The organism is Acetobacter aceti NBRC 14818 (genome assembly GCF_000193495.2).
GTDB lineage: Bacteria > Pseudomonadota > Alphaproteobacteria > Acetobacterales > Acetobacteraceae > Acetobacter > Acetobacter aceti.
Genome location: NZ_AP023410.1, coordinates 3,447,911 through 3,471,124 on the forward strand (window position 1 = coordinate 3,447,911; position 23,214 = coordinate 3,471,124).

The 23,214-nt window shown below is 58.2% G+C and carries 19 protein-coding genes; 8 read left to right on the forward strand and 11 right to left on the reverse strand.

The window, feature by feature from the left end; genetic code table 11:
• Positions 1-8: 8 nt before the first annotated feature.
• From EMQ_RS15805 to EMQ_RS15825, 5 genes are all read right to left on the reverse strand, one after another.
• Entirely contained in the window at positions 9-755 is a 747-nt protein-coding gene (locus EMQ_RS15805) for a 2OG-Fe dioxygenase family protein (RefSeq protein ID WP_010667587.1), read from the reverse strand.
• A complete protein-coding gene (locus tag EMQ_RS15810) occupies positions 742-3,357 on the reverse strand; it encodes a mechanosensitive ion channel family protein (protein WP_010667588.1) in 2,616 nt (871 codons plus the stop codon). Before EMQ_RS15810 ends, EMQ_RS15805 begins: the two co-directional genes overlap by 14 nt.
• A 91-nt stretch (positions 3,358-3,448) precedes the next feature.
• The gene (locus EMQ_RS15815) at positions 3,449-4,057 is read right to left on the reverse strand and encodes an RDD family protein (RefSeq protein WP_010667589.1); all 609 of its coding nucleotides are present in this window, start codon (positions 4,055-4,057) and stop codon (positions 3,449-3,451) included.
• 3 nt (positions 4,058-4,060) lie between these two features.
• A complete protein-coding gene (argJ, locus tag EMQ_RS15820; RefSeq protein ID WP_010667590.1) occupies positions 4,061-5,296 on the reverse strand; it encodes a bifunctional glutamate N-acetyltransferase/amino-acid acetyltransferase ArgJ in 1,236 nt (411 codons plus the stop codon).
• Positions 5,297-5,453: 157 nt separating this feature from the next.
• Positions 5,454-6,428 (reverse strand): peptidylprolyl isomerase, encoded by a 975-nt coding sequence (locus EMQ_RS15825; protein WP_010667591.1) that lies wholly within the window; start codon positions 6,426-6,428, stop codon positions 5,454-5,456.
• Positions 6,429-6,685: 257 nt separating this feature from the next.
• Here EMQ_RS15825 and secA point away from each other — a divergent pair, with 257 nt between their 5' ends.
• The 5 genes from secA to EMQ_RS15850 all read left to right on the forward strand — a co-directional run bounded on the left by secA (position 6,686) and on the right by EMQ_RS15850 (position 13,293).
• Positions 6,686-9,406 (forward strand): preprotein translocase subunit SecA, encoded by a 2,721-nt coding sequence (gene secA / locus EMQ_RS15830; protein WP_010667592.1) that lies wholly within the window; start codon positions 6,686-6,688, stop codon positions 9,404-9,406.
• A gap of 169 nt (positions 9,407-9,575) precedes the next feature.
• The gene (locus EMQ_RS15835) at positions 9,576-10,325 is read left to right on the forward strand and encodes a YebC/PmpR family DNA-binding transcriptional regulator (RefSeq protein ID WP_010667593.1); all 750 of its coding nucleotides are present in this window, start codon (positions 9,576-9,578) and stop codon (positions 10,323-10,325) included.
• Between the two features lie 65 nt (positions 10,326-10,390).
• Entirely contained in the window at positions 10,391-11,326 is a 936-nt protein-coding gene (locus tag EMQ_RS15840; RefSeq protein WP_010667594.1) for a glycosyltransferase family 9 protein, read from the forward strand.
• Between the two features lie 149 nt (positions 11,327-11,475).
• A complete protein-coding gene (locus tag EMQ_RS15845) occupies positions 11,476-12,798 on the forward strand; it encodes a dihydroorotase (RefSeq protein WP_010667595.1) in 1,323 nt (440 codons plus the stop codon).
• Positions 12,799-12,918: 120 nt separating this feature from the next.
• Positions 12,919-13,293, forward strand: a complete 375-nt coding sequence (locus tag EMQ_RS15850; protein ID WP_010667596.1) for a hypothetical protein — start codon at positions 12,919-12,921, stop codon at positions 13,291-13,293.
• A 140-nt stretch (positions 13,294-13,433) separates the two neighbouring features.
• Here the strand turns inward: EMQ_RS15850 and kdsA are convergent, their stop codons facing one another.
• The 5 genes from kdsA to tpiA form a co-directional block, all read right to left on the reverse strand.
• The gene (gene kdsA / locus EMQ_RS15855) at positions 13,434-14,273 is read right to left on the reverse strand and encodes a 3-deoxy-8-phosphooctulonate synthase (protein ID WP_010667200.1); all 840 of its coding nucleotides are present in this window, start codon (positions 14,271-14,273) and stop codon (positions 13,434-13,436) included.
• Positions 14,270-15,901: a CTP synthase gene (locus EMQ_RS15860; protein WP_018307710.1), complete on the reverse strand. Its 1,632-nt coding sequence runs from the start codon at positions 15,899-15,901 to the stop codon at positions 14,270-14,272. The genes kdsA and EMQ_RS15860 overlap by 4 nt, the downstream gene beginning before the upstream one ends.
• A gap of 128 nt (positions 15,902-16,029) precedes the next feature.
• Positions 16,030-17,133 (reverse strand): glycosyltransferase family 2 protein, encoded by a 1,104-nt coding sequence (locus tag EMQ_RS15865; RefSeq protein WP_018307709.1) that lies wholly within the window; start codon positions 17,131-17,133, stop codon positions 16,030-16,032.
• 254 nt (positions 17,134-17,387) lie between these two features.
• Complete coding sequence (secG, locus tag EMQ_RS15870) at positions 17,388-17,702, reverse strand: preprotein translocase subunit SecG (protein WP_010666672.1); 315 nt, start codon at positions 17,700-17,702, stop codon at positions 17,388-17,390.
• A 51-nt stretch (positions 17,703-17,753) separates the two neighbouring features.
• A complete protein-coding gene (gene tpiA, locus EMQ_RS15875; protein ID WP_010666673.1) occupies positions 17,754-18,503 on the reverse strand; it encodes a triose-phosphate isomerase in 750 nt (249 codons plus the stop codon).
• A 41-nt stretch (positions 18,504-18,544) separates the two neighbouring features.
• Here tpiA and EMQ_RS15880 point away from each other — a divergent pair, with 41 nt between their 5' ends.
• The 3 genes from EMQ_RS15880 to trpE are packed head-to-tail and all read left to right on the forward strand — an operon-like array spanning position 18,545 to position 22,228.
• Positions 18,545-18,757: a hypothetical protein gene (locus tag EMQ_RS15880; RefSeq protein WP_010666674.1), complete on the forward strand. Its 213-nt coding sequence runs from the start codon at positions 18,545-18,547 to the stop codon at positions 18,755-18,757.
• 4 nt (positions 18,758-18,761) lie between these two features.
• The gene (locus EMQ_RS15885) at positions 18,762-20,705 is read left to right on the forward strand and encodes a peptidylprolyl isomerase (RefSeq protein WP_010666675.1); all 1,944 of its coding nucleotides are present in this window, start codon (positions 18,762-18,764) and stop codon (positions 20,703-20,705) included.
• Positions 20,705-22,228: an anthranilate synthase component I gene (trpE, locus tag EMQ_RS15890; protein WP_018307708.1), complete on the forward strand. Its 1,524-nt coding sequence runs from the start codon at positions 20,705-20,707 to the stop codon at positions 22,226-22,228. The genes EMQ_RS15885 and trpE overlap by 1 nt, the downstream gene beginning before the upstream one ends.
• A 128-nt stretch (positions 22,229-22,356) precedes the next feature.
• On the opposite strand, the gene EMQ_RS15895 is transcribed toward trpE, so the two are convergent.
• The gene (locus EMQ_RS15895) at positions 22,357-23,193 is read right to left on the reverse strand and encodes an MOSC domain-containing protein (RefSeq protein ID WP_010667711.1); all 837 of its coding nucleotides are present in this window, start codon (positions 23,191-23,193) and stop codon (positions 22,357-22,359) included.
• Positions 23,194-23,214 lie beyond the last annotated feature (21 nt).

Below are 23,214 nucleotides of genomic sequence, written 5' to 3' on the forward strand. Positions count from 1 at the left end.
GAAACGTGTCACTGGTGACGTAGCGTGACCACCAGTACATCGCGGAAAGCAGGCCGGTTCGGGTCGATCGGCTGAATCGGTGTTACGCCGTGATAGACCATGTGGTCATTCACGAAAGCCGCGTCCATAGGGCCGGTGAGGGTGAAACTGCCAACCTCTGCTCCCTGAAGGTCGTGGATGCTGGTCGTCCCGTTCGCCACGTTCTCACGTTGCACCATCATCACAAGCACCCAGTCGACACCGTCCCGATGAAGACCTTCAGGGGTCGGCTGGCCGATCATTTCCCGTGCGGCTTCGATCCTGAACTGATGCACTTCCGCATGCCATGTTTCGGGCTGCTCGGTCTCAGGAGTCAGATCGGTCGCCAGTCGGTTGACCAGTGACAGCACCGCTTTCATGACCGGATGCTCGCCGATACGTTTTTCAATTGGATCAAACCAGCGTTCAATGCCGCCATTCAGCGTATTGTAGTCGCGGCTCTGATAATGAGGCTGGTGCTTTTTCCGGATAATGCTGTTTTCTGACAGGGCAAACGTGGCATGGCGGCGCCTGCGATAACGCCCCCCGTCAGCCATGTAGACATCCACACCCAGCCGCTGCCAGCTGGCGGCAAAGCTCTCCCAGTCTGTCATGCCGTAATATTCCAGCAGAGCATGCATCTGCTCTACCGGAATATGCGCAAAAAACCTCTCCTGCGTGGTCGTCTCAATCCCCTTGAGGACGGCTTTAGTCAGGTCTGCGTCAGGTTTTGTCATGGTCAGGTTTTTCCGCGGAGTCCGCGACAGGCTTGTCTGACTCTGTCGCTGGCGAGGGAGGAGGATTCACGTTCGTAGGATGCTCCTCAGCCGGTGTCAGGAGTTCTCCTGAAATTGCGAGAGATGTGCCCGGTGCGGACGCCGTGTAGGCGGTTGGAGTGTAGAACTTGATGCTCGCAGCTGCCATGCGGTTGGCAATCCGCTTGTAGAATTCGCGCTGGACTTTCCACTTCATCATGGCGGCGGTTCTGATGGTGCCAATAATAACCGCGCCGTTTCCATCGCTGTTATTGACGCCAAGATCATTATAGTCGGAATAGATGATTGTCTTGAAAGCATCTTCCTTGCGCATTTCTGCAATCGTATCCCACATGATCTTCACGACACGGGAAACGTCTTCTGACAGATCAACAGTCTGATAGATGATGAGCTGATTGAAGTCGCGGCCCGTGTTCGCAATCGAGGTCACGGAAGAGAATGGAATAATGTGCAGATCGCCGTTAAAGGCGCGGACACGGACTGTTCTGATCGAAAGATGCTCCACCGATCCTTCGACACCTGCGGCCGTGACCCAGTCGCCCACCTGAATGGCATCTTCAACCAGCATGAAGAAGCCGGTGATGAAGTCTTTCACCAGACTTTGTGAACCGAAGGCGACAGCTGCACCCATGATGCCTGCGCCTGTCAGCAGCGGCGCCACGTTGATGCCAATCTGCGAGAGACTGGTGACCAGCACAATGATGATGATGAGCGCCAGCATGACGGTGCGAATGATCGGCAGCACTGTCTTCAGACGGGTCGCGCGCATTCCCTGACCTGTCTTGCTGAATTTTTCCATCTGACGGTTCAGGAGGGCATTGACCACTTCCCAGATTATCGCAGCGACCGAGAGCGCGACCGCGAGCGTCACGACCGCACCAAGCAGGCGGGAACCGAGCGGGCTGGAGAAGAAGAAGTGAACGCTGTTGATGCCCCATGATTCAGTCAGGCCAACAAAACCGACGAACACGATCACGGCTGTCAGTGCACCGCGCACGAAGGGATAGTACCGGTCGGCACGTTCCTGAATTTCAGGGTGCTTCTGGGCCAGTTGTGGGTCGATACGGAACAGACGATCCTGCCAGCCATAAGCCAGTACAGCGAGAAGCCGGGTCACGGCGACGATGAGAACCGTCAGGAACGTCGTGCGCAGAATCCAGTCATATCCGCCGCGAAGATGGGCGGCCCAGACAAGCCACAGCGCCGCATCCAGAAAGAGCGCCGGGATCCACCAGAAATGCGCCAGCGTGAGCATGAACGACCAGAAGCCGTTCTTGATCTTCGCCTGTTTGGGCGTGATGGTTTTCGCAACGATGGGACGAAGTCGCCAGATGAAGATGGCGATGAGAATGTGCTCGATCAGAATGACCGCGCGGATCATCGCTTCGGTGCCGCGGTTGGAAAGGTCGAATTCTCCGCCCAGCACGGACAGGCAGACGACGATGGACGGCGCGGCGACAAGGAAGTTCCACCAGCGTGTCAGCATGCGTGCCGTGCTGTCGGACACCGGTGCCAGACGGATCATCGGAGAACGCGGAGCCAGCGCGGATTCCAGAAGCACGAACAGGAAGCGGGCAACCGCGTAGGCTTCCGCCAAGGTTTCCGTGACGGTTTCCGCCTGCGCCGTGTCGGTGGCGAGGGCTGAACCCGCCATGGCTACGCCCAGAAACAGAAGAACAGGCAACAGCTTGAGCCCGAAATGTCCCAGCGCGTATGGCACACGGGACAGAAATTTCAGTGTCTCGATCTGACGACGCTGGTCATCCGCACGGGTTTTGAGGGTATCGATTTCCTCCTTCTGGTCGCCGTTCGCTTTCGCCAGAGCCGCCGCCTTTATCTCGGCGTTCTGATCGGCCTCATCTTTTGCAATGTCAGCGTCGGACGTGTCTTGCGGCGAGGCGGGGCCGTTTTCCCGTTTCTCACGCTGTTCCGCACGAAGGGTGACAGTACGCAGTGGCTTGCGAAGCGCCAGCGATGTTCCCCATTCAACCAGCATGGCGACGATAATCACCAGTCCAGCGCGCCAGAATGTGCCGAGAAGCAGGGCGCGGGTCTGCGGATTGGAAATTTCCGCGTCGAACCATGTGCCGACTGTCTTCAGGTCGGAGAACAGTCCCAGAAAGTTACCGAGATAGCTGCGGAGCGTCAGCTTCAGGGAGGAAACGCTGGACATCAGATCGCTGTGAAGGACCACGGCGTTCTGGGACACCACGGCATCGCCTGTTGCCGCCGGAGCGGCTGCCTTCGCAGCTTGTGGTGTCGCGGAAACCCCCTTCGCCATGAGGGAGAGGGTGTGAGTAAAGTCGTCTCTCTGTTTTGGATCGTTCAGCACATTCAGCAGCTGCTGTGCTTCCTTGGGAGAAAGTGCGGCATTATTGCTGGAGGGAGCCGGTGCCGTAGCTGCCTTACTGTCCGCCGCCAGAGCGCTGTGCGTGGCGGGAAATATCAGTAGAGCAGCGGCAAAAAGCCAGCAGATCAGGGTGTTCAGGGAGAGGTTTCGTCGCGATGATGATCGCTCAATGACCGGGGTGATGGAACGATGATCCGCGTTATTCACCTGCATCCTGTGTTCACCTCATCTGGGTTTTGTTGTCTGTTTTTTGGTACGATTCTTGCTGATCCGGATCAAGGGACGGCCGGATCAGGAATAAATGTCAGCCAGCGCCGTCAAAGCGCACGATCCGTTCCCGGCGCAGAACCAGCGTGCGGGCGACCATATCGTGCAGCCCCTGTTTACGCGGGGTGAAGGCGACCATGATCACGCCAATGAACAGGACAGGAAAAGACACGAACATTTTGACCAGATTGCGGACGAGAGACCGCAACAGCGAAATGCGATTTCCCATCAGGTCACTGACACGCAGTCCCAGAACCAGCTTCCCGAGTGTGCCGCGAAGCGGCGAGGCTTCGAGCAGAACGAAGTAAAGCAACTGGAACAGCAGAAAATGCGTGCCCGTGTCGTGGACCTCCACATGCGGCCACGGCATGTGAAAACTGGAGGAGAAATCAGTATCCCGGAAGGCCACCTGATAGGACGGGGTGTCACCCTGCCACTCTTCCAGCCGAACGGTCGGCAGCGTGAAAATGCCGACGACAAGACTGACAACACTCAGCAGAAAGTAATCCAGCACGGCGGCGGCTGTGCGCACCCAGAAACCGGCATAGGCCAGCATCCGGCCATCGGGCGTCAGACTGCCTGCTCCGTCGACAATGCCTGTCTGTGCAGGCGGCGCACCCCAGCCGGGAGGAAGAGAATCAGACATGAATCAGCTCCTGTAAGAGCCATTGATATCGATGTAGCCATGCGTCAGATCGCAGGTCCAAACGGTCGATTTGCCGTCGCCAAGCCCCAGATCCACGTCGATATCGATGTCCTGCCCCTTCATGTGGGCAACGACCGGCGTTTCATCATAGCCTTCGACAACCGTGCCCTCACGCGCGATGGTGACACCACCGATCGCAACAGCCAGCAGGTCGCGGTCCGCTGGCTCGCCGCATTTGCCGACAGCCATGACGACGCGTCCCCAGTTGGCGTCTTCCCCTGCAATGGCGGTCTTGACCAGCGGGGAGTCAGCGATAGCTTTCGCAACAACGCGGGCGGACTGATCGGATACAGCGCCGGTCACGCGGACACGGATCTGCTTGGTAGCGCCTTCACCGTCGCGGACCACCATCAGCGCCAGTTCGAGCAGCAGGTCGTTGAGGACTTTCCGGAAAGCGGCAAGACGCGGATCATCAGCGCTGTTCACGGCCTGATTGCCGGCTTTTCCTGTTGCGAAAAGCAGCACCATGTCAGAGGTCGAGGTGTCCGAGTCGACCGTAATGGCATTGAAACTGTGGACCGTGCCCGAGGACAGCATGGCCTGCACGACAGGAGCGGGCAGTGCCGCATCAGTCGCGACGAAAGACAGCATCGTCGCCATATCAGGGGCGATCATACCGCTTCCCTTTGCGATGCCCTGAATGGTCACGGGAACACCGTCGATCTCTGTTTTCCGGACTGCCGCCTTGGGGAAGGTGTCGGTCGTCATGATGCCGCGTGCCGCCGCTTCCCAACCGTCTTCGGTCAGGGCTCCATGCAGGGCGGGAAGGGCCGCTGTGATACGATCGGCAGGAAGCACCTCGCCGATGACGCCGGTCGAGGCAAGAAAGACTTCCGTGGCAGGGCAGCCAGCCAGCCTGGCTTCAGCTTCCGCTGTGGCTCGGCAAGTTTCAACACCGGCCTTTCCTGTGAAGACATTGGCGTTACCGGCGTTGACTACGAGCGCTCGGGCCAGACCGCCCTTGAGCGCCGTGCGTGACCAGTCCACCGGCGCGCCGGGACATTTCGACTTGGTGAACACGCCGCCAACCGTCGTTCCGGCATCGAATTCGGCGACGACCAGATCCGTGCGTCCCTTGTAGCGGATGCCCGCAGCCACAGCGCCAAGGCGCACGCCCGGAACGGTGCCGAGAGCAGGCAAAGGCGAGGCGAGGGGAGAGACGGGCAGAGGCTGGGCCATCGGGACGAACCTTGATGCAGGAATGGGACGGCAGGACCAAATAGTCCTGAAATCTGGAAAAGCAGGATGTAAACGAAAAAAGGAAGAACGCCGAGGAGACGTTCTTCCTTTGTCTTTACCGCAAGCTGTCAGGGGAGGCCATAAGGCCCCCGACTGATTATTTCGCGGGAGAGGCTGTCGGGTTGCCAGCGATAGCAGGCTGCGCACCTTCCGGAACCGGCTTGCCGTCGGGACCGAAGCGGACGATCTTCACAGTGGAAGTCGCCTTATCAACCGCAGCGCGGACGTCCTGCTGGATCAGCTGCTGACGGATCTTGTCCTTGACCTCGTCTTCCTTCGGCACCGGCACCGTGCGGTCGGCCAGAACCTGAATGACGTGGTAGCCGAACTGGCTCTTCACCGGTGTCTGGCTGTAGGTGCCCGGCTTCATGGCGAAAGCGGCGTCAGAGAAGGCCGGAACCATGTCACCTTTCTTGAACCAGCCAAGGTCGCCGCCATTGTTCTTGGCGCTGCCCTTGTCGGTCGAGAGGCTCTCAGCCAGCGTGCCGAAGTTGGCGCCGCCCTTGAGCTTCTTGATGACGTCCTGAGCTTCAGCCTCGGTCTTTACGAGGATATGGCGCGCATGCACCTCTTTCTCGGGTGTCTTGTTGGCGTAGTTCTTCTGGTAATAGTCGTGAATTGCCGCGTCCGTCAGCTGGGGCACAACCTGACGGGACAGCCATGCATTCTGGAGAGCCGTGTTGGCGGCGGCTTCCATGGCGGTTTTCACTTCAGCATCGTTCTGAAGGTTATCCTTGCGCGCCGCAATCTGGATCGCCTTCTGATCGACGGCCTGATTGACCAGCATCGGGAAGATCATGTTCTGCGGCAGCTGACGAAGCTGCGGCGGCATGTTGGCCGCTGACTTGCGGATGTCGTCGAGCGTAATCTTCTCACCGTTGACGGTGGCGATCACGCTGTTCGGGTCCATCGGGGCCTGGGCAGGAGCGGACTGCGCGGCTCCACCAGCTGCCGGCGCTGCTGACGCTGGCGCATCAGCCGCATGTGCGCCGTGCACACTGACAGAGGAAAGGAGGGTGGAAGCAAACAGGGCTGTCGCTGCAAAAAACGTGCCCGAGCTGGAAAAACGCATTAGTAAGAAACCCAGTGTGAACAGAATGGGCGCATCATGGCCGACCCGGAAGACACCCGCAAGGGCATGACGTAAGTCTGTTTTGTTAAGAAATAGCCACTTTCCGGAGGGCGTGTCGGGGCCATCGGTTGACCCTGAGCAATGGCGGCTTTATCTGAGGGGGCGCACACCGTCGGCTTTTCGGTCCCTGTCTGTGCTCCAGATGCAGGGCAGGAACGCGGGGTCGGCTCCGGGTGTGCTGTTCCGGAAAGGTCTTCATGTTCGCCTCGCTTGCTCGCGCCCTCTTCGGCACTGCCAATGACCGTTCGCTCAAAGCGTTCCAGCGCCGTGTACCTGAAATCAATGCGCTCGAGCCAGGTGTCGCCGCGCTGGATGACGCCGCTCTTGCCCATAAAACGGTAGAGTTCCGGGAGCGTCTGGCTCAGGGCGAAACACTGGACGGCCTGCTGCCGGAAGCCTTCGCCGTCTGCCGGGAAGCCTCGAAACGTGTGCTGGGGATGCGTCACTTCGACGTGCAGCTTATTGGCGGCATGGTCCTGCATTCCGGAAAAATCGCTGAAATGCGGACCGGTGAAGGCAAGACCCTTGTTGCGACGCTGGCGGTTTATCTCAATGCGCTGAGCGGCAAGGGCGTGCATGTCGTCACGGTCAATGACTATCTGGCCCGTCGTGACGCCGAGGAAATGAGCAGGCTTTACAGCTTCCTTGGGCTGACGACCGGCACGATCGTGCCGAACCTGCCCGATGAAGCGCGTCGTGCGGCTTATGCCTGCGACATCACCTACGGCACGAACAACGAATTCGGTTTCGACTATCTCCGTGACAACATGAAATACCGGCTGGACGAGATGGTTCAGCGGCCTTTCAATCACGCCATCGTCGATGAAGTCGATTCCATCCTGATCGACGAGGCCCGGACTCCGCTCATCATCTCTGGTCCGGCGGAAGACAGCTCAGAGCTTTATCGTGCCGTGGATGCGGTCATGGCCGAACTGGTCCGCGACCCGACGACTTACGATAAGGACGAGAAACTCCGCACGGCGATCCTGACGGAAGCAGGCTCTGACAAGGTGGAAGAGCTGCTGCGCGCGTCTGGCGTGCTGAGTGATGGTGGTCTGTATGACGTGCAGAACGTGGCGGTTGTCCACCATGTGATGCAGTCGCTTCGCGCTCATACGCTGTTCTCGCGGGATGTCGATTACATCGTTCGCGACGGCAAGGTGACCATCATTGATGAGTTCACCGGTCGTATGATGGATGGTCGTCGTTATTCGGACGGTCTGCATCAGGCTCTTGAAGCGAAGGAGCATGTCGAGGTTCAGCAGGAAAACCAGACGCTGGCCTCCATCACCTTCCAGAACTACTTCCGTCTCTATCCCAAGCTGTCCGGCATGACCGGCACGGCGATGACGGAAGCAGATGAATTCGCGGAAATCTACAAGCTCGACGTCGTGGAGATTCCGACCAATCTCCCGGTTGCACGTAAAGATACCGACGACGAGATCTATCTTGATGAACCCCAGAAGTTCGCTGCTGTCGTCAAGCTGGTTGAGGAAGTCCACAAGGGCGGGCAGCCCATCCTTGTCGGCACCACATCGGTCGAGAAAAGTGAAGCGCTTTCGGCGCTGCTGAAGCGGAACAATATTCCGCATAATGTGCTCAACGCGCGTTTCCATGAGATGGAAGCGGCGATCGTGGCGCAGGCGGGTGCGCCGGGCGCGATCACCATCGCCACGAACATGGCTGGCCGCGGCACGGACATCAAACTCGGCGGTAATGTCGAGATGCGGATTCAGCAGGAACTGGGCCACATCACTGATCCCGCCGAACGCGAAGCTGCCGAGCAGGCCATCCGTGACGAGGTGGCGAAGAATCAGGCTATCGTGAAGTCTGCGGGCGGTCTGTACGTGATCGGTACCGAGCGTCATGAGAGTCGGCGTATCGATAACCAGCTTCGTGGTCGTGCGGGACGTCAGGGCGATCCCGGAAACTCACGGTTCTTCGTCTCGCTTCAGGATGACCTGATGCGGATCTTCGGATCTGACCGCATGACCGGCATGCTCCAGAAGATGGGCATGCAGGACGGCGAGGCGATCGTGCATCCGTGGCTGAACAAGGCCCTTGAGCGCGCGCAGAAGAAGGTCGAAGCCCGTAACTTCGACATGCGCAAGAATACGCTCAAGTATGACGACGTCATGAATGATCAGCGCAAGGAGGTTTACGCCCAACGCCGTGAATTCATGATGCAGGACGATGTCGCGTCGCTCATCGTGGAAATGCGTGAGGAAGTGATCCTTTCTCTGGTTGACCGCTACATCCCGGAAAAGGCGTTTGCCGAACAGTGGCAGACAGCTGAGTTGACGGAAGATGTGAAGCGTATCTTCAATCTCGATCTGCCGATTGCCGAATGGGCGACGGAAGACGGCATGGACAAGGAACAGGTCGCCGCCCGGATCGAGGACGCAGCGGCACAGGCGCAGGCTGTCCGGACCACGAATTTCGGCCCGGAGATCATGCGGTATCTGGAAAAGCAGATCCTGCTGACCACGTTCGATTCCGTCTGGAAAGAGCATCTGCACGCACTGGATCAGCTTCGTCAGGGCATTGGTCTGCGGGCTTATGGCCAGAAAGATCCTCTGAACGAATACAAGCACGAAGCCTTCCAGCTTTTCACCTTCATGCTTGATGAGATGCGTGAACGCGTGATTACGCTTCTGGCGCGTGTGGAAATGGCTCCGCCGCCGGAGCCGCATCCTCTGGAAGGTATCGGTGAGTTTCATCCCGATCCTCAGGTCGAGGGTTATACTTCGGAACCGGCGCAGTTCACGGGCGCGCCAGCTGCCGTGACTGCGGAGCCACCGACCAGCGGTGCCATCCTGCCGGAAGATCCGTCCACGTGGGGCGAGACACCGCGTAACTCGCTCTGCCCTTGCGGTTCGGGGCTGAAATACAAGCATTGTCACGGGCGTCATGTCTGAAGCCCGTTCTGGACATCCTCCGGGGCGCTGAAGCTGCCGGATAGAAGACGCTTCCCTCCGGGCACTGTGTCGCTCGGGGAGTTTTCTGGCGGACGTCAGTCCCCATCGGTCCGGCCCCGTATAAGCCGACATTCATCCAGATATATTCAGTCAGAATGAGGACAGCGAGATGGCAGGCCATTCGCAATTCAAGAACATCATGCACCGTAAGGGTGCGCAGGACGCCAAACGTGCCAAGCAGTTTGCCAAGGTGATCCGTGAAATCACGGTTGCTGCACGGTCCGGCCTGCCTGACCCGGCGGCCAATCCCCGTCTGCGTGCGGCGATTTCAGCGGCTCGTGAAGTCAACATGCCGAAAGACACTGTCGAGCGGGCGATCAAGAAGGCGACCGGAGCCGGTGGTGGCGATGATTACGCCGAAATCCGTTACGAGGGCTACGGTCCGGCTGGTGTTGCCGTGATTGTCGAGGCCCTGACGGACAACCGCAATCGTACAGCCAGTGAAGTGCGCGCAGCGTTCTCCAAATACGGCGGTTCGCTGGGTGAAATGAACTCGGTGGCCTTCATGTTCAAGCGTCTGGGTGTCATCACCTATCCGGCCAGCGTTGCCAGCGAAGAAGAGATGCTGGAAGCTGCGATCGAAGCCGGGGCGGACAATGTGGTTTCGACCGAGGAAACGCACGAGATCACCTGTGAGGTGGAGTCCTTCTTTGCTGTGCGTGATGTTCTGGAGCCGAAGTTCGGTGAGCCTCTTTCGGCCAAACTGGACTGGCGTCCCGAGAACTCGATTGAGCTGGACGAGGAAAAGGCCCGGACGGTTCTGAAACTTCTCGATGTTCTTGAAGACAATGACGACGTTCAGAATGTCTACGCCAACTTCGATCTGTCCGAAGAAGTGGCTGAAGCTCTCTCTGCGTAATCCTTTCGCATCGCGGCTCAGTTACTCCGTTGAGGAGTCTGGGCCGCTGAACTGAGAACGAGCCCATGCGCATCCTCTTCATCACCGCAACACGCCTCGGGGATGCCGTCATTTCGACGGGGCTGCTCAATTATCTGATTCAGGCTCATCCTGACGCAAGATTTACGGTTGTCTGTGGTCCGGTTGCAGCAGGGCTGTTTCAACGCATGCCCCAGCTTGACCGGGTCATCGTGATGGCCAAGCGACCTTATGACCTGCATTGGTTCGATCTGTGGAAACAATGTGTCGGAACGCGCTGGGATCTGGTCGTCGATCTTCGCGGATCGGCCATCAGCCTGCTTCTGCGGACACGTGCCCGCCGGATCATGCGGGGAGGGCGGCGACCCGGAGCACGTATTGCCCACGTTGGCGATGTGTTGTCTTTATCGCCTCCGCCATTACCCGTCGTCTGGACCAGTGAAGAAGACAGGGCGCTTGCAGGAACGATCCTTATCGAGAATGACATTATTGCTTTCGGCCCGACGGCCAACTGGGCGGGGAAAGTCTGGCCAGCACAGTATTTTGTGGAACTGTGGTCCTGTCTTGCAAGGATCTTTCCCAACAGGAAGCTAGCTGTCTTTTACGGTCCCGGTGAAGCAGAACGCTCAATGGCCGCTCCCGTGCTGGCTATTCCGGGTGCGATCGATGCCGGTGGTCGTTTCACGCTCGCGGAAACGGCGGCGATGTTGCAGCGTTGCGCGCTCTTCATTGGAAATGATTCCGGCCTGATGCATCTGGCGGCAGCGGCGCAGACACCGACCCTTGGCCTCTTTGGTCCTTCACGGAGCAGCGAATATGCGCCTTCTGGCGTTCATGCCGAGTGGATTGCGGCTCCGGGGCCGGAAGGCGCTGCGCCGATCAGCGGACTTAAGCCGGAACAGGTGCTTGAGCGTCTTCTTTCCATGATGAGTGGCAGGGAGGAGACTTCCTGTTCCTCGTTGGAAAACCAAGAACTAACGTGAAGCGGATTACGCTGTTTGAGTCATCGCATCACGCGAAAGCATTTTTATAATTCCGGGCAAAATTCTCTGGACCAGAGTTTGAGGGCAGCGCCTGGGCGGACTCTCTGTTATTGTCGCCGACACTACATCTGAACAACAAAGAGACGATAATGCACTACGACCTGATTATCCGGAACGGCACCTGTATCCTGCCCTGGGGCGAGGTGAAAACAGATGTCGGCGTCGTAGCAGGACGTATTGCAAGCATCGACGTTCCCACAACTGCTGAAGCCCATGAAGTCCTTGATGCGCAGGGTCTGCATGTGCTGCCCGGACTGATCGACGCGCATGTGCATCTGCGTGATCCTGGCAATCCGGCAGTCGAGAGCATTCCGACAGGAACAAAGGCTGCGGCTCTTGGCGGTATCGCCACCGTGTTCGACATGCCGAACACCAATCCCGCCGTGACGAATGCCGAAATGCTGCGTTGGAAGCAGGAATATGCTTCCCGTGAGTCCTATACCGATTTTGCATTCTATATTGGCGCAACACGTGAAAACACCAAGGATCTTGGTGAGTTTGAAAAATTTGACGGTGTCTGCGGCATCAAGGTGTTTGCCGGATCATCTACTGGCAATCTGATGATCGAGGATGATGAGGGGATTGAGGCCGTTCTGCGCCACGGCCATCGTCGCGTCTCTTTTCATTCCGAGGACGAATACCGTCTGCGTGCTCGGAAAACCCAGTTTGGTCAGACCGGCATGCCATGCTGCAACCACAGCATCTGGCGCGATCCGGAATGTGCCTTTCTCGGCACGCGTCGCATCACGGCGCTTTCCGTGAAAACGGGGCGTCCGGTGCATATCCTGCACACCTCCACGGAAGAGGAATTCAAGTTCCTTGAGAGCTATCGCCATCTCGTCACAACGGAGGTGCTGGCAAACCATCTGACGCAGATTGCCCCGGAATGTTACGACCAACTCGGGAGTTTGGCCGTGATGAATCCACCCATCCGTGAAGAGCGGCATTTCGAGGCTGCGTGGCGTGCCCTGCAGAACGGGATGGTCGATGTGGTCTCTTCCGATCACGCACCGCATTCGCTGGAAGCCAAAGCCAAACCGTGGCCTGAATGTCCGTCCGGCATGACCGGCGTGCAGACGCTCGTGCCACTGATGCTGGATCACGTGAACGCAGGCCGTCTCTCGCTTACGCGTCTGGTGGACGTGATGGCCGCTGGTCCGGCCCGCGTGTATGGCATGATGGCGAAAGGCCGCCTGTCAGTTGGTTATGATGCCGACTTCACGCTTGTGGACATGAAAGCCGAGCGCCGGATCACCAATGACTGGATCGCTACTCCTGCGGGCTGGTCGCCGTTCGATGGCAAGGAGGTCAAGGGCTGGCCAAAGGCGACAATCGTCCGGGGAAAGATCGTGATGCGCGAAGACGAGATTCTCGGCGAGCCGCTTGGAAAGCTTGTGCGTTTTCTGCCCTGAAAAAGCCGCGACTTCGCCGCATAGGCTCATGGTTGGGCAGGACTGGTCCGAATCAACAAATGAGGCCAGTCTCCTGCCGATCATGCCAACAGAATCCGGCTCAGACCGGAAGGAACACGTATGAAAACGACGTTTGCAATTTGTGCTGCGGCTTCCCTGATGCTGTTCGGCGCTTCGGCGCACGCAGAAGGTCTCTGGACGGCCTCCGGTTGTGGCGCTGAGCCTTCAGCCCCGACGCTCGATGTGTCCAGCGTTGATCGCTACAACGCCAGCGTGGACAAGGCTGCCAGCTATGAGAAGGCTGCTCGCACCTACAATGCGTGCGTAGCCAAGGAAGCGACCCGTCAGCAGACGGTCATCAGTAACGAAGCCAAGACGAAGATGGAGCATATTCAGGAAGGTAGTTCAGCCGTCCAGAAGCGGATTGCCGCCAACTTTTCCAGGTTTACGACGCAGCTGAAGACGGCTGGCGCGAAACTCGGCAAGGCACATTAACGTCAGAGAGAAGTTTTTGGTGAAGCTTTAGAGAACGTCGCCTTTTTGAAAAAAGGCGACACCCAAAAACTTCCCTTTGATTAAGCTGGCTGTTTACAGGCTGATTGCTGAAACTGTCTGGCGCTTAACAGTGTGAAAAATTACTCACCCACCGCCGTCTTGGCCAAAGCATCAAACGCCTGAAGCCTGCGGATAACGGCGGGCATCTCCCGTAGCGGGATCATGTTGGGCCCATCGCTTGGCGCTGCGTCGGGATTTTCATGGGTCTCAAGGAAGACAGCTGCAACACCAATCGCCACGGCTGCCCGCGCGAGAATGGGCGCAAACTCACGCTGTCCACCCGACGCTGTGCCCAGTCCGCCCGGCTGCTGCACGGAATGTGTGGCGTCATACACCACCGGATAGCCGGTGCCTGCCATGATGGGCAGAGAACGCATGTCATTGACCAGAGTGTTGTAGCCGAAGCTGGTGCCACGCTCGCAGAGCATGATCCGCTCATTGCCGGTCGAAGCGATCTTCTTGGCCACATGAGTCATATCCCACGGCGCAAGAAACTGCCCCTTCTTCACGTTGATCGCAGCGCCAGTTTCACCCGCTGCCAGCAGCAGGTCCGTCTGACGGCAGAGAAATGCCGGGATCTGGAGCACGTCCACAGCCTGAGCCGCAGGCGCACACTGTTCGGGGCTGTGAACATCAGTCAGCACCGGCACGCGGAATTGCTCACGGATGTCGGACAGGATCTGCAGACCCTTGTCCATGCCAATGCCACGCTGTGAGCCTATGCTGCTGCGGTTAGCCTTGTCATAAGAGCTTTTGTAGATCAGCCCGATCCCGGCCTCTCCACAGATTTCCGCCAGCGCCGCTGCCGTATCCATGGCGTGAGAGGCAGATTCGATCTGGCAGGGACCGGCAATCAGCACCAGAGGTAGGCTGTTGCTGATTTCCAGATCGCCAAGAATGACTGTCTGCTTGAGACTCATACTTCTTTCGCCTTGTCAGCAGCCGCACCGATAAACCCGGAAAAGAGCGGGTGAGGCGCGAAGGGACGCGAGATCAGTTCCGGATGATACTGCACGGCGACAAACCAGCGGTGATCCGGGTATTCCACCACTTCCGGCAGAATGCCATCCGGGGACAGACCAGAGAATTTAAGGCCTGCCGCCTCGATCCGGTCGCGGTAGTGGACGTTCACTTCGTAACGGTGACGATGGCGCTCGCGGATGGTTGTCGTGCCATAAATATCGGCTGCGCGGGAACCTTCCGCCAGCTTCGCCGGATAGCCACCAAGGCGCATCGTTCCACCCAGTTCACCACCTTCACGACGACGCAACATCTCATTGCCGCGTGCCCACTCGGTCATCAGACCGACCAGAGGCTCCTTGGCCGGGCCGAACTCGGTGGAAGTGGCGTCAGGGATGCCTGCCAGATTACGAGCGCACTCAATGACAGCCATCTGCATGCCGAAGCAGATGCCGAGGAACGGAATGTTCTTCTCACGGGCATAGCGCACGGCTTCAATCTTGCCGCCAGCGCCACGCTCCCCGAAACCACCGGGGACCAGAATACCGTCCACACCATCAAGACAGCTCAGCTTGGCCGGGTCTTTCTCGAACGTTTCGGCTTCCACCCAGTCCAGCTTAACCCGGACATTGTTGGCGATGCCACCGTGGAGCAGGGCTTCATTCAGTGATTTGTAGCTGTCGAGCATGGCGGTGTATTTGCCGACCACGGCAATCCGCACTTCGCCAGCAGGCTCACGGATGGTCTCGACAATCTTCTTCCAGCCGGACAGATCGGGTTCCTGATCGTAAGGCAGGTCGAAATAGCGCAGGACTTCCGTGTCCAGACCTTCCGCATGGTAGGACAGCGGGCATTCGTAGATCGTATCGACATCACGCGCCGCGATGACGGCTTGCGGACGGACATTGCAGAAGTTCGCGATCTTGCGACGCTCATTCTCCGGGATCGGACGGTCACAGCGGCACAGAAGAATCTGCGGCTGAAGTCCGACGTTCTGGAGTTCCTTGACGGAATGTTGCGTCGGCTTGGTCTTGAGCTCGCCCGCAGTCGGAATCCACGGCAGCAGCGTGAGATGCACGACCATGGTGTTCTCGACGCCGAGGTCGTTGCGAAGCTGACGGATGGATTCCAAGAAGGGCAGGCTCTCGATATCGCCAACCGTGCCGCCGATTTCCACGAGGCAGAAATCCAGCCCTTCGGTATCCGCGACCACGCGCTCCTTGATGGCGTCCGTGATGTGCGGGATGACCTGCACGGTTCCGCCGAGGTAATCACCGCGCCGTTCACGGGCGATGACCTCCGAATAGACACGACCTGTCGTGGTGTTGTCGGCGCGCGTGGCGTTCACGCCGGTGAACCGTTCGTAATGGCCGAGATCAAGATCCGTTTCGGCGCCATCGTCGGTGACGAAGACCTCGCCGTGCTGATACGGGCTCATCGTGCCCGGATCGACGTTCAGATACGGGTCAAGCTTGCGCAGCCGGACCTTGTATCCACGCGCTTGAAGGAGGGCAGCAAGAGCCGCAGAAGCGATTCCCTTGCCAAGAGAAGAGACCACACCACCGGTGATAAATACGAACCGCGTCATGGAAGGTCTCCCTACACTGAGCGGGTAGGGGGAGGGAAGAGGCAAATCATATCCGTTTGAAGATGGGTCGTGGGAAAAATGCACTCCACGGAGCTTGTAACCGCAAAATCTGCGTTTCCGGCACTTCGTCAGATCGAAATGACGCGTTGCATCTCATGCCGGAACTCCATCAGTTCCTGTTCGTTGTGCCACGGGCTTCTGTAAGGAATTTCTTCAAAGAGCTGACCGACGATTTTTCTGTTTTCTTCCGCCTGTTCAGTTGAAAAGAAAGAAGGAACTTCCGCAAACTCAAATTGAGATTTCAGTGTGACGTAGGAATGTGCTCTTCCGCCGTAACCCAGCTTGATCAAACGGGTGGTGTGTTCGATATGCTCGTGCCCATAGCCTTTGAAGCGCGAATCAAAGTAACCAGCATAAGCTATGGCTTCCTTGGAAAAAGCAGAGCATTGAGCTGTCAGACAGTTTGCCATGTAAGGAGCGTTCCATGTGCCGTTTCCATGTAATGGATCGGGAAACCAGGGAGCGAACAGATTGACGTGGCCATGAATGATCGTTGCGTTGATCCATTCATCCTCCCAGCCGGGAATAACAGGTCTTGTATCGTCTTCAAGAATTATAATAACATCACAGCTTTCTATTTCTGATAGATAGTATAAAGCTCTATTTTTGTTCCATGAAATGCCTCTGTTTTTTCCAGAAAAGAAATTTATATTGTTATAGTTTTTAATTTCATCAGTGGTTCCATCAGATGAGCCGTCATCAGCGATAAAAAGTGTATTATTGTAGGATGTAAATTTTTTTATATTTGATATTGTTTTCTTTAGTTCTTCTTTCCTATTGAATGTCGTAACGCCTATGCCAATTTTTAGTTTCCCCGATATTTTCTTTTTGATCGCCAACCTTCTTTCCGGGTTCAGAGGCACGGAAATTCTGTAGACAGACAGTTCTGAATGAAAATTGAGATGAAGTTCAGAGAAGGCTGATAATCCTGTGAAGCCGCTCAGCGCACACATAATGACGAAGCGGGCCTCGTGCCCAGCCGCCCCGAAGGCCCGTTCAACGTCCGGACTGGGTATCGACCATTGGGAAGGGGGAATGGGATGAACTGTACCGAGGGCATCAGTAAGGGTGACATTCGTGATGGAGGCTGGAGCGATCAGCCATCCATAAATTCTGATATCCTCCGCCGTGATTTCGACGTGGTCCAGAGAATATTTGACACCCTCAATCATGTTTTGGCCTGTGCTTCTATCAACGGATGAAATGGAGGAATGGAATCGATCAGACAGCTGAAAATTCGCTGTAACGGCAAATAGGTAATTTCTTTTAAAGTCTGCTTAAAATCACAGCCCAATAAAATAATCCCCAGCCCGGAGATCAGAGAACCTCCGTGGTTAGGCAAGCTTATCTTCCCTGCCGACTCTCAGGGGAGCCGGACATATCCACGGGGTTTCTGGGGCTGGGGAGTGGGTGTCGGCGTTGCGGATTAATGCACAGGAGCCGGTGCGGTTGATGCCGGAGCAGCTGCCGGAGGCGAAGCAGCGAGGATATCGTGGCCGCTACCACCTGAAACCGCACCACGGTTCAGCACGGCCAGCATGAGGGACAGCAGCATGAACGCCGTCGCCAGTCCGGCAGTGGTGCGGGTCAGCAGATTCGCCGTGCCGCGACCGGACATGAAGGTGCCCATGCCCTGCGACGAGCCGATGCCGAGACCGCCTCCCTCGCTGCGCTGGATGAGCACGACAGCAATCAGGGCGACGGTGACAAGAAGATGAAGGATCAGCAGGGCGGTGGTCATGGACTATCCGGTCGAGAGGTCAGAAAAACCAGGGACTGAAACGAGGACGTCTCAGGTCGTGGGGACGGCGCGAATGATGGACAGGAAAGCGTCCGGCTTCAGGCTGGCGCCTCCGACCAGAGCACCGGCCACGTCCGGGATGGAAAGGATCGAGGCAGCATTCCCCGCATCCACGGAGCCACCATACAGAATCCGCAGGGATTTGCCAGCATCGCCAAACTGACGCACCAGCTCCGCACGGATGAAGGCGACCGTCGATTTGATGTCGTCAGGTGTCGCTGCCAGACCTGTGCCGATGGCCCAGACCGGCTCATAGGCGACAATGCCGGTGAAGCCATCCGGGAGAGAGCCCTTGATCTGCCAGCCGATCGTGTCTTCCGCCTCGCCGGACTGACGCTGGTCCTCGGTTTCACCGATGCAGACGATCGGCGTCAGGCCTGCCTTTGCGGCGGAGACGGCTTTCTCACGCACGGTCTCGTCCACTTCGCCATGATCACGGCGGCGCTCGGAATGACCGAGAATGACATGGGTTGCACCGACATCAGTGAGCATGGACGGCGCGATGTCACCTGTGTGAGCGCCCTTGTCGTCCTTGTGGCAGTCCTGCGCACCCAGAGCGACGCTCGAGCCGTTCAGAGTCTGATGGACGAGGGACAGATGCGTGAAGGGCGGGCATACCACCATTTCCACACCTGAGACCGGCTGCGTCGCCAGACTTGTGGTGATCTGCTTCACGCGATCGACGGAGTCGGCGCTCAGGCCGTTCATCTTCCAGTTGCCGACAATGATGGGCGTGCTCATCGGAACGTCTCTCCTGTGATGTTCGGTCAGGGCGCCTTGCGGTGCTGCTCCGGCCTCTCCGGGTGATTGTGGGACTGATCCCACCTGTTGGGATGCATGGCTACCCCATCGGGGTCCGGCCACGCAAGAAGGAGACCATTCTGGCCGAGAGTCTGTCCCGGTTCTGGTCAAGTCGGGATGGTATGAATATGGTGCTGCGCCCGGATACGGCACCCGGCCGTCTATCCATCTCTGCTTTATTCGCGGACCCGTGACTGCATGATTTCCTTCCTCCGCCGCTTTGTTGTTGAATCCTGGCTTGGTCGTATCCTCGCCATCGTCATCTTTCTGGCCTTCGTGGGCTGGGGAGTGGGCGATGTGCTGACCAACATGGCCGACGATCCCGCTATCGTCGCCAAGGTCGGCTCCCAGAAGATCACCACCCGTGATTTCGCGGCGGCTCTGCAGGCGGAAATGCCCCGCATCGCCCAGCAGATGGGGATGCCGGACGTGGCGCATATTCCCGCCAACGTCCGTCAGCCGATGGCCAACGAGATTCTTCAGCGGCTGGTCGGGCAGGCACAGGTGCTGGAGGCGGCGAAGGATTACGGTATTCAGGTGCCGGACAGCGCTGTGCGTGACGAGATTTTCGGCATGCCCTATTTTCAGGGCAAGAACGGCCAGTTCGATCGTCAGAAATTCAACTCGGCTCTGGCCAATGCCGGCATGACCGAACAGCGCCTCATCGGGCTGGTGCGTGACGATCTGACCGCCCGCGCTGTGATGGAGCCGCTGTCCACCGGTGCGCATGTGTCGGATCTTGTGGTCAACCGCACCTACGGCTTCGAGACCGAGACGCATGTGCTGGACGTGCTTCGGGTTCCTTTTGCTTCACAGGCCGAGCCCGCCGCGCCGGATGAGGCGAGTCTGAAGCGTTTTTACGACAACCATCCGTGGATGTTCCGCAGCCCGGAATACCGTCATGCCCGCATTGTGGTGCTGTCACCGGAGACCGTCGCCAATCAGGCGCCTCCGACGGATGAAGAGCTGCATCAGCTTTATGACGCGCAGAAAGAGCGCTTCAATCAACCCGAACTGCGCAGCGTACAGCTTGTAACATCGTCCGATCAGGCCGCCGCACAGGCTGTGATGACACTCTGGAAAGGTGGGGCCGACTGGAACCAGCTTCAGGCGTCTGCGAAGAACAGTGCTGCTGTTGAGTTCAACGATGCCCGTCCGAGCGTGCTGCCTTCAGCCACACTTCAGAAACTGGTCTTCGGAGCAGAGCAGGGCAGCATTCAGGGACCGGAAAAGACCGACACCGGATGGGTCGTGTTCCGTGTGACAAAAGTGACGCCGCCTCACGCCCAGAGTTTTGACGACGCGAAGCCGACGCTGCGCGATGAAATCGCGAAGGTGAAGGGACCGGCCATGGTCAGCGCCAGCGTGCCGAAACTTCAGGATGCGCTGGCCGGAGGTGGAATGGACACCATCCCCGCCGACCTTGGCGCGGCCCCGGCGGCAGGCTTTCTCGATGCGAAAGGCATGACCAAGGATGGCACGCCTGCACCTCTTCCGGCCTCTGGCGAACTGCGTGACGCCATTGTCGCAAAGGTGTTCGAGCAGGCCAAAGGAGCAGCGCCTCAGTTGATCGAAGCGAAGACGCAGCCTCGTCAGGGGCAGCCTCCCGCATCCCTTGGCTGGTACGCTGTCTCTGTCGATGACATTACGCCGAGCCAGCCGCAGCCCTATGACGCTGTGAAGGACAAGGTTCTGGCGGCATGGAAAGAAGAAGCCCGTCATCACGAGGCCAACGAGGCGGCGACCGCACTCTATGTTGCCGCTGGCCAGAAGGGTGGTGTGTCGGCAGTCGCCCCCACAGGCAGCGATCTACAGAAGGACGTGATGGTGTCGCGTGCCCGTCCCGTCGAAACCCTGCCGCGTGATCTGATGGGTATCGTCCTGCGGATGCCTGTCGGACGCAGCGTCATGGTCGAGGACGACAAGGGCTTTGTTGTCGCCACCGTTACGGCCGTGCGGCATCCTGATCCGAAGTCCGACGCAATCGGTATCGGTCGTGTGCGGGATGGCATGACTGAGTCGCTGTCGTCCGACATGACGGCCGCGTTCATTCAGAGCCTCGGTGAGCGCTACAAGCCGAAAATCATTGCCGCCGGTGCGCGTGCGGCCATGAGCGAGGCCGGTTTTGGAGATGGTTCGTAATGCGTCTCGCCACTCTTGATTCTCCCTCCCGCTCGGATTGCGCAGCCGCTTGGGCGCGTGGCGAAAGCAGCGTCGTTTTCGCCGTTGACGCCGCTGACCTGCTGACCCCCGTCGCCGCCTATATGCGGCTTGCTGCGATGGACGGCTCGGATGGACGCAATACGCTGCTGCTGGAGTCCGTCGAAGGCGGCGCTAGCCGGGGGCGTTATTCCGTCATCGCCCTGAAGCCGGACCTGTTGTGGCGCTGTCATGATGGCAAGGCGTCGATCAACCGCAATGCGATGACCGATGCCGATGCGTATGAGCCGGTTTCTGAAACGCCGTTGGACAGCCTGCGCAAGCTGATCAATGAAAGTCGTCTGCAACTCGATGACTGTCTGCCGCCGATGACGGCAGGCGTGTTCGGTTATCTCGGCTACGACATGGTGCGCCAGATGGAGCGCCTGCCTAATGCGCCGGTGGATGATCTCGGTCTGCCCGAAGCCATCCTTATGCGCCCCGGTCTGTTCGTCATTTTTGACACGGTCACGGACGAACTGATCCTTGCCGCACCGATCCGACCGCGTGCAGACGATCAGCCGGACGCAGCCTTTGATCGCGCCAGCAAACTGATCCATGAGGCGCAGGCCTGTCTCGCCGCGCCGCTGACGGTGCCGCAGGAGCCGAAAGTGGAGGCGCTTGAGCCGCCGCACTCCACCTATACGGAGGCGGAATTTGAAGATGTGGTCCGGCGTATCCAAGACTATATTGCCGCCGGCGATGCGTTTCAGGTTGTCCCGAGCCAGCGTTTCTCGACACCGTTCGGTCTGTCCTCTCTTGCGCTCTATCGTTCCCTGCGCCGGATCAATCCCGCGCCGTTCCTGTTCCACCTGAATCTTGGTGGTTTCTCTCTTGTCGGGTCGTCTCCGGAAATCCTTGTCCGTCTGCGTGACGGCAAGATGACGGTGCGTCCGCTGGCCGGAACCCGTCCGCGTGGTGCCGATGCGGAAGAGGACAAGCGTCTTGAAGAAGAGCTGCTGGCCGACGAGAAGGAACGCGCCGAGCATCTCATGCTGATCGACCTCGGCCGTAATGATGTCGGTCGTGTCAGCGTCACCGGTTCGGTAAAAGTGACGGAGAAGTTCATCATCGAACGTTTTAGTCACGTCATGCATATTTCCTCGAATGTCGAGGGGATGCTGAAGCCGGAACTGGATGCGCTCGACGCTCTTGTCGCCGCTTTCCCGGCGGGGACGCTGACGGGCGCCCCCAAGATACGCGCGATGGAAATCATCGATGAGGTAGAGCGCACCCGACGTGCGACCTATGCCGGGTGCATCGGGTATTTCGGTGCGGGCGGTGACATGGATACCTGCATCGGTCTGCGTATGGCGGTCGTGAAAGACGGCATGATGTATGTGCAGGCGGGCTGTGGCGTTGTGGCCGATAGTGTGCCGTCGCTGGAATGTGCGGAAACAAAGCACAAGGCGAGGGCGCTGTTCCGTGCGGCTGAGGATGCTGTCCGGATGGCGACGCGCAACTGAGGGGTAGAAAAACTTCTTTATTGGTCAGGTAAAATACAACAAACCGGGATCAAAGGGACTGTGTCCCTTTGCGGGGGCCGGGGCAAAGCCCCTCAAAACACGTTCCCGGTTTGCGATCCACCCAGTCGTTACAAAGAGCGAGAACGCTTGGTCGAAGATGGTTGCATCTCCAGAATCTTCACTTCATCTCCCACAGAAACCGTCCCTGTGCGCTCCACCAGCGCATTCTGACCGAACATCACGCCGCCTTCCTGCTTTCTGAAAAGAGCCAGAGTGGCCAGGGGCTCTTTCCGGTCAGGGATGACACCCGTATCCTGATCCACGGTTGTCATCACACAGCGTGAGCAGGGCTTCACCAGACTGAGTTCAGCGCCGCCAATCCGTATCTTCGCCCAACGGTCTTCTTCCCACGCCTCCGCACCGGACACGACAAGATTGGGACGAAACCGGTCCATTGGAACCGGTGTGGCCAAACGGCTGTTCAGATCATCGAGCGAGGCCAGCGTTGTGACCAGAACAGGAAAGCCGTCGGAAAACGAGTTTGTAAAAGCCAGATCCTGCCATTGGCGGCGGCGGTCGTGCTCCGGATGGGGCATATAAACCAGACGGCAGGGCAGACCGATCGCTTCCGAGAGCCATTGAGCGGCTACATCACCCGCATCGAGAGCCTGAACCGTGTCCTTCCATACCGTGACCATGACAGGGTGTGCCTGCTCCGCAGGTCGCTTGACCATCAGTTCCGGCTGACCGTCGTGAGAGAGACGCAGCCCCTCCATCGTGACCGTGACGTGTAGTGTCGCCATCACTGGATACTTCCGCTGGGTGATGAACTGCCCGGCATGATCAACGATCATCCAGCGTCGGTCGTTTTCCGGTCCCCATGGACAGAGCAAAAGTTCCCGCATTGAAAGACCATGCAGGCTTTTCACGGGATGGATGTGAAGAGAGTGCAAAATCAGTCGCATGAGACACTTTCAACAGATTTC

Excerpts from the sequence above, each read along its gene's own strand:
- EMQ_RS15805 (WP_010667587.1), bottom strand. The coding sequence starts at position 755 with ATGACAAAACCTGACGCAGACCTGACTAAAGCCGTCCTCAAGGGGATT.
- EMQ_RS15810 (WP_010667588.1), bottom strand. The coding sequence starts at position 3,357 with ATGCAGGTGAATAACGCGGATCATCGTTCCATCACCCCGGTCATTGAG.
- EMQ_RS15815 (WP_010667589.1), bottom strand. The coding sequence starts at position 4,057 with ATGTCTGATTCTCTTCCTCCCGGCTGGGGTGCGCCGCCTGCACAGACA.
- argJ (WP_010667590.1), bottom strand. The coding sequence starts at position 5,296 with ATGGCCCAGCCTCTGCCCGTCTCTCCCCTCGCCTCGCCTTTGCCTGCT.
- EMQ_RS15825 (WP_010667591.1), bottom strand. The coding sequence starts at position 6,428 with ATGCGTTTTTCCAGCTCGGGCACGTTTTTTGCAGCGACAGCCCTGTTT.
- secA (WP_010667592.1), top strand. The coding sequence starts at position 6,686 with ATGTTCGCCTCGCTTGCTCGCGCCCTCTTCGGCACTGCCAATGACCGT.
- EMQ_RS15835 (WP_010667593.1), top strand. The coding sequence starts at position 9,576 with ATGGCAGGCCATTCGCAATTCAAGAACATCATGCACCGTAAGGGTGCG.
- EMQ_RS15840 (WP_010667594.1), top strand. The coding sequence starts at position 10,391 with ATGCGCATCCTCTTCATCACCGCAACACGCCTCGGGGATGCCGTCATT.
- EMQ_RS15845 (WP_010667595.1), top strand. The coding sequence starts at position 11,476 with ATGCACTACGACCTGATTATCCGGAACGGCACCTGTATCCTGCCCTGG.
- EMQ_RS15850 (WP_010667596.1), top strand. The coding sequence starts at position 12,919 with ATGAAAACGACGTTTGCAATTTGTGCTGCGGCTTCCCTGATGCTGTTC.
- kdsA (WP_010667200.1), bottom strand. The coding sequence starts at position 14,273 with ATGAGTCTCAAGCAGACAGTCATTCTTGGCGATCTGGAAATCAGCAAC.
- EMQ_RS15860 (WP_018307710.1), bottom strand. The coding sequence starts at position 15,901 with ATGACGCGGTTCGTATTTATCACCGGTGGTGTGGTCTCTTCTCTTGGC.
- EMQ_RS15865 (WP_018307709.1), bottom strand. The coding sequence starts at position 17,133 with ATGATTGAGGGTGTCAAATATTCTCTGGACCACGTCGAAATCACGGCG.
- secG (WP_010666672.1), bottom strand. The coding sequence starts at position 17,702 with ATGACCACCGCCCTGCTGATCCTTCATCTTCTTGTCACCGTCGCCCTG.
- tpiA (WP_010666673.1), bottom strand. The coding sequence starts at position 18,503 with ATGAGCACGCCCATCATTGTCGGCAACTGGAAGATGAACGGCCTGAGC.
- EMQ_RS15885 (WP_010666675.1), top strand. The coding sequence starts at position 18,762 with ATGATTTCCTTCCTCCGCCGCTTTGTTGTTGAATCCTGGCTTGGTCGT.
- trpE (WP_018307708.1), top strand. The coding sequence starts at position 20,705 with ATGCGTCTCGCCACTCTTGATTCTCCCTCCCGCTCGGATTGCGCAGCC.
- EMQ_RS15895 (WP_010667711.1), bottom strand. The coding sequence starts at position 23,193 with ATGCGACTGATTTTGCACTCTCTTCACATCCATCCCGTGAAAAGCCTG.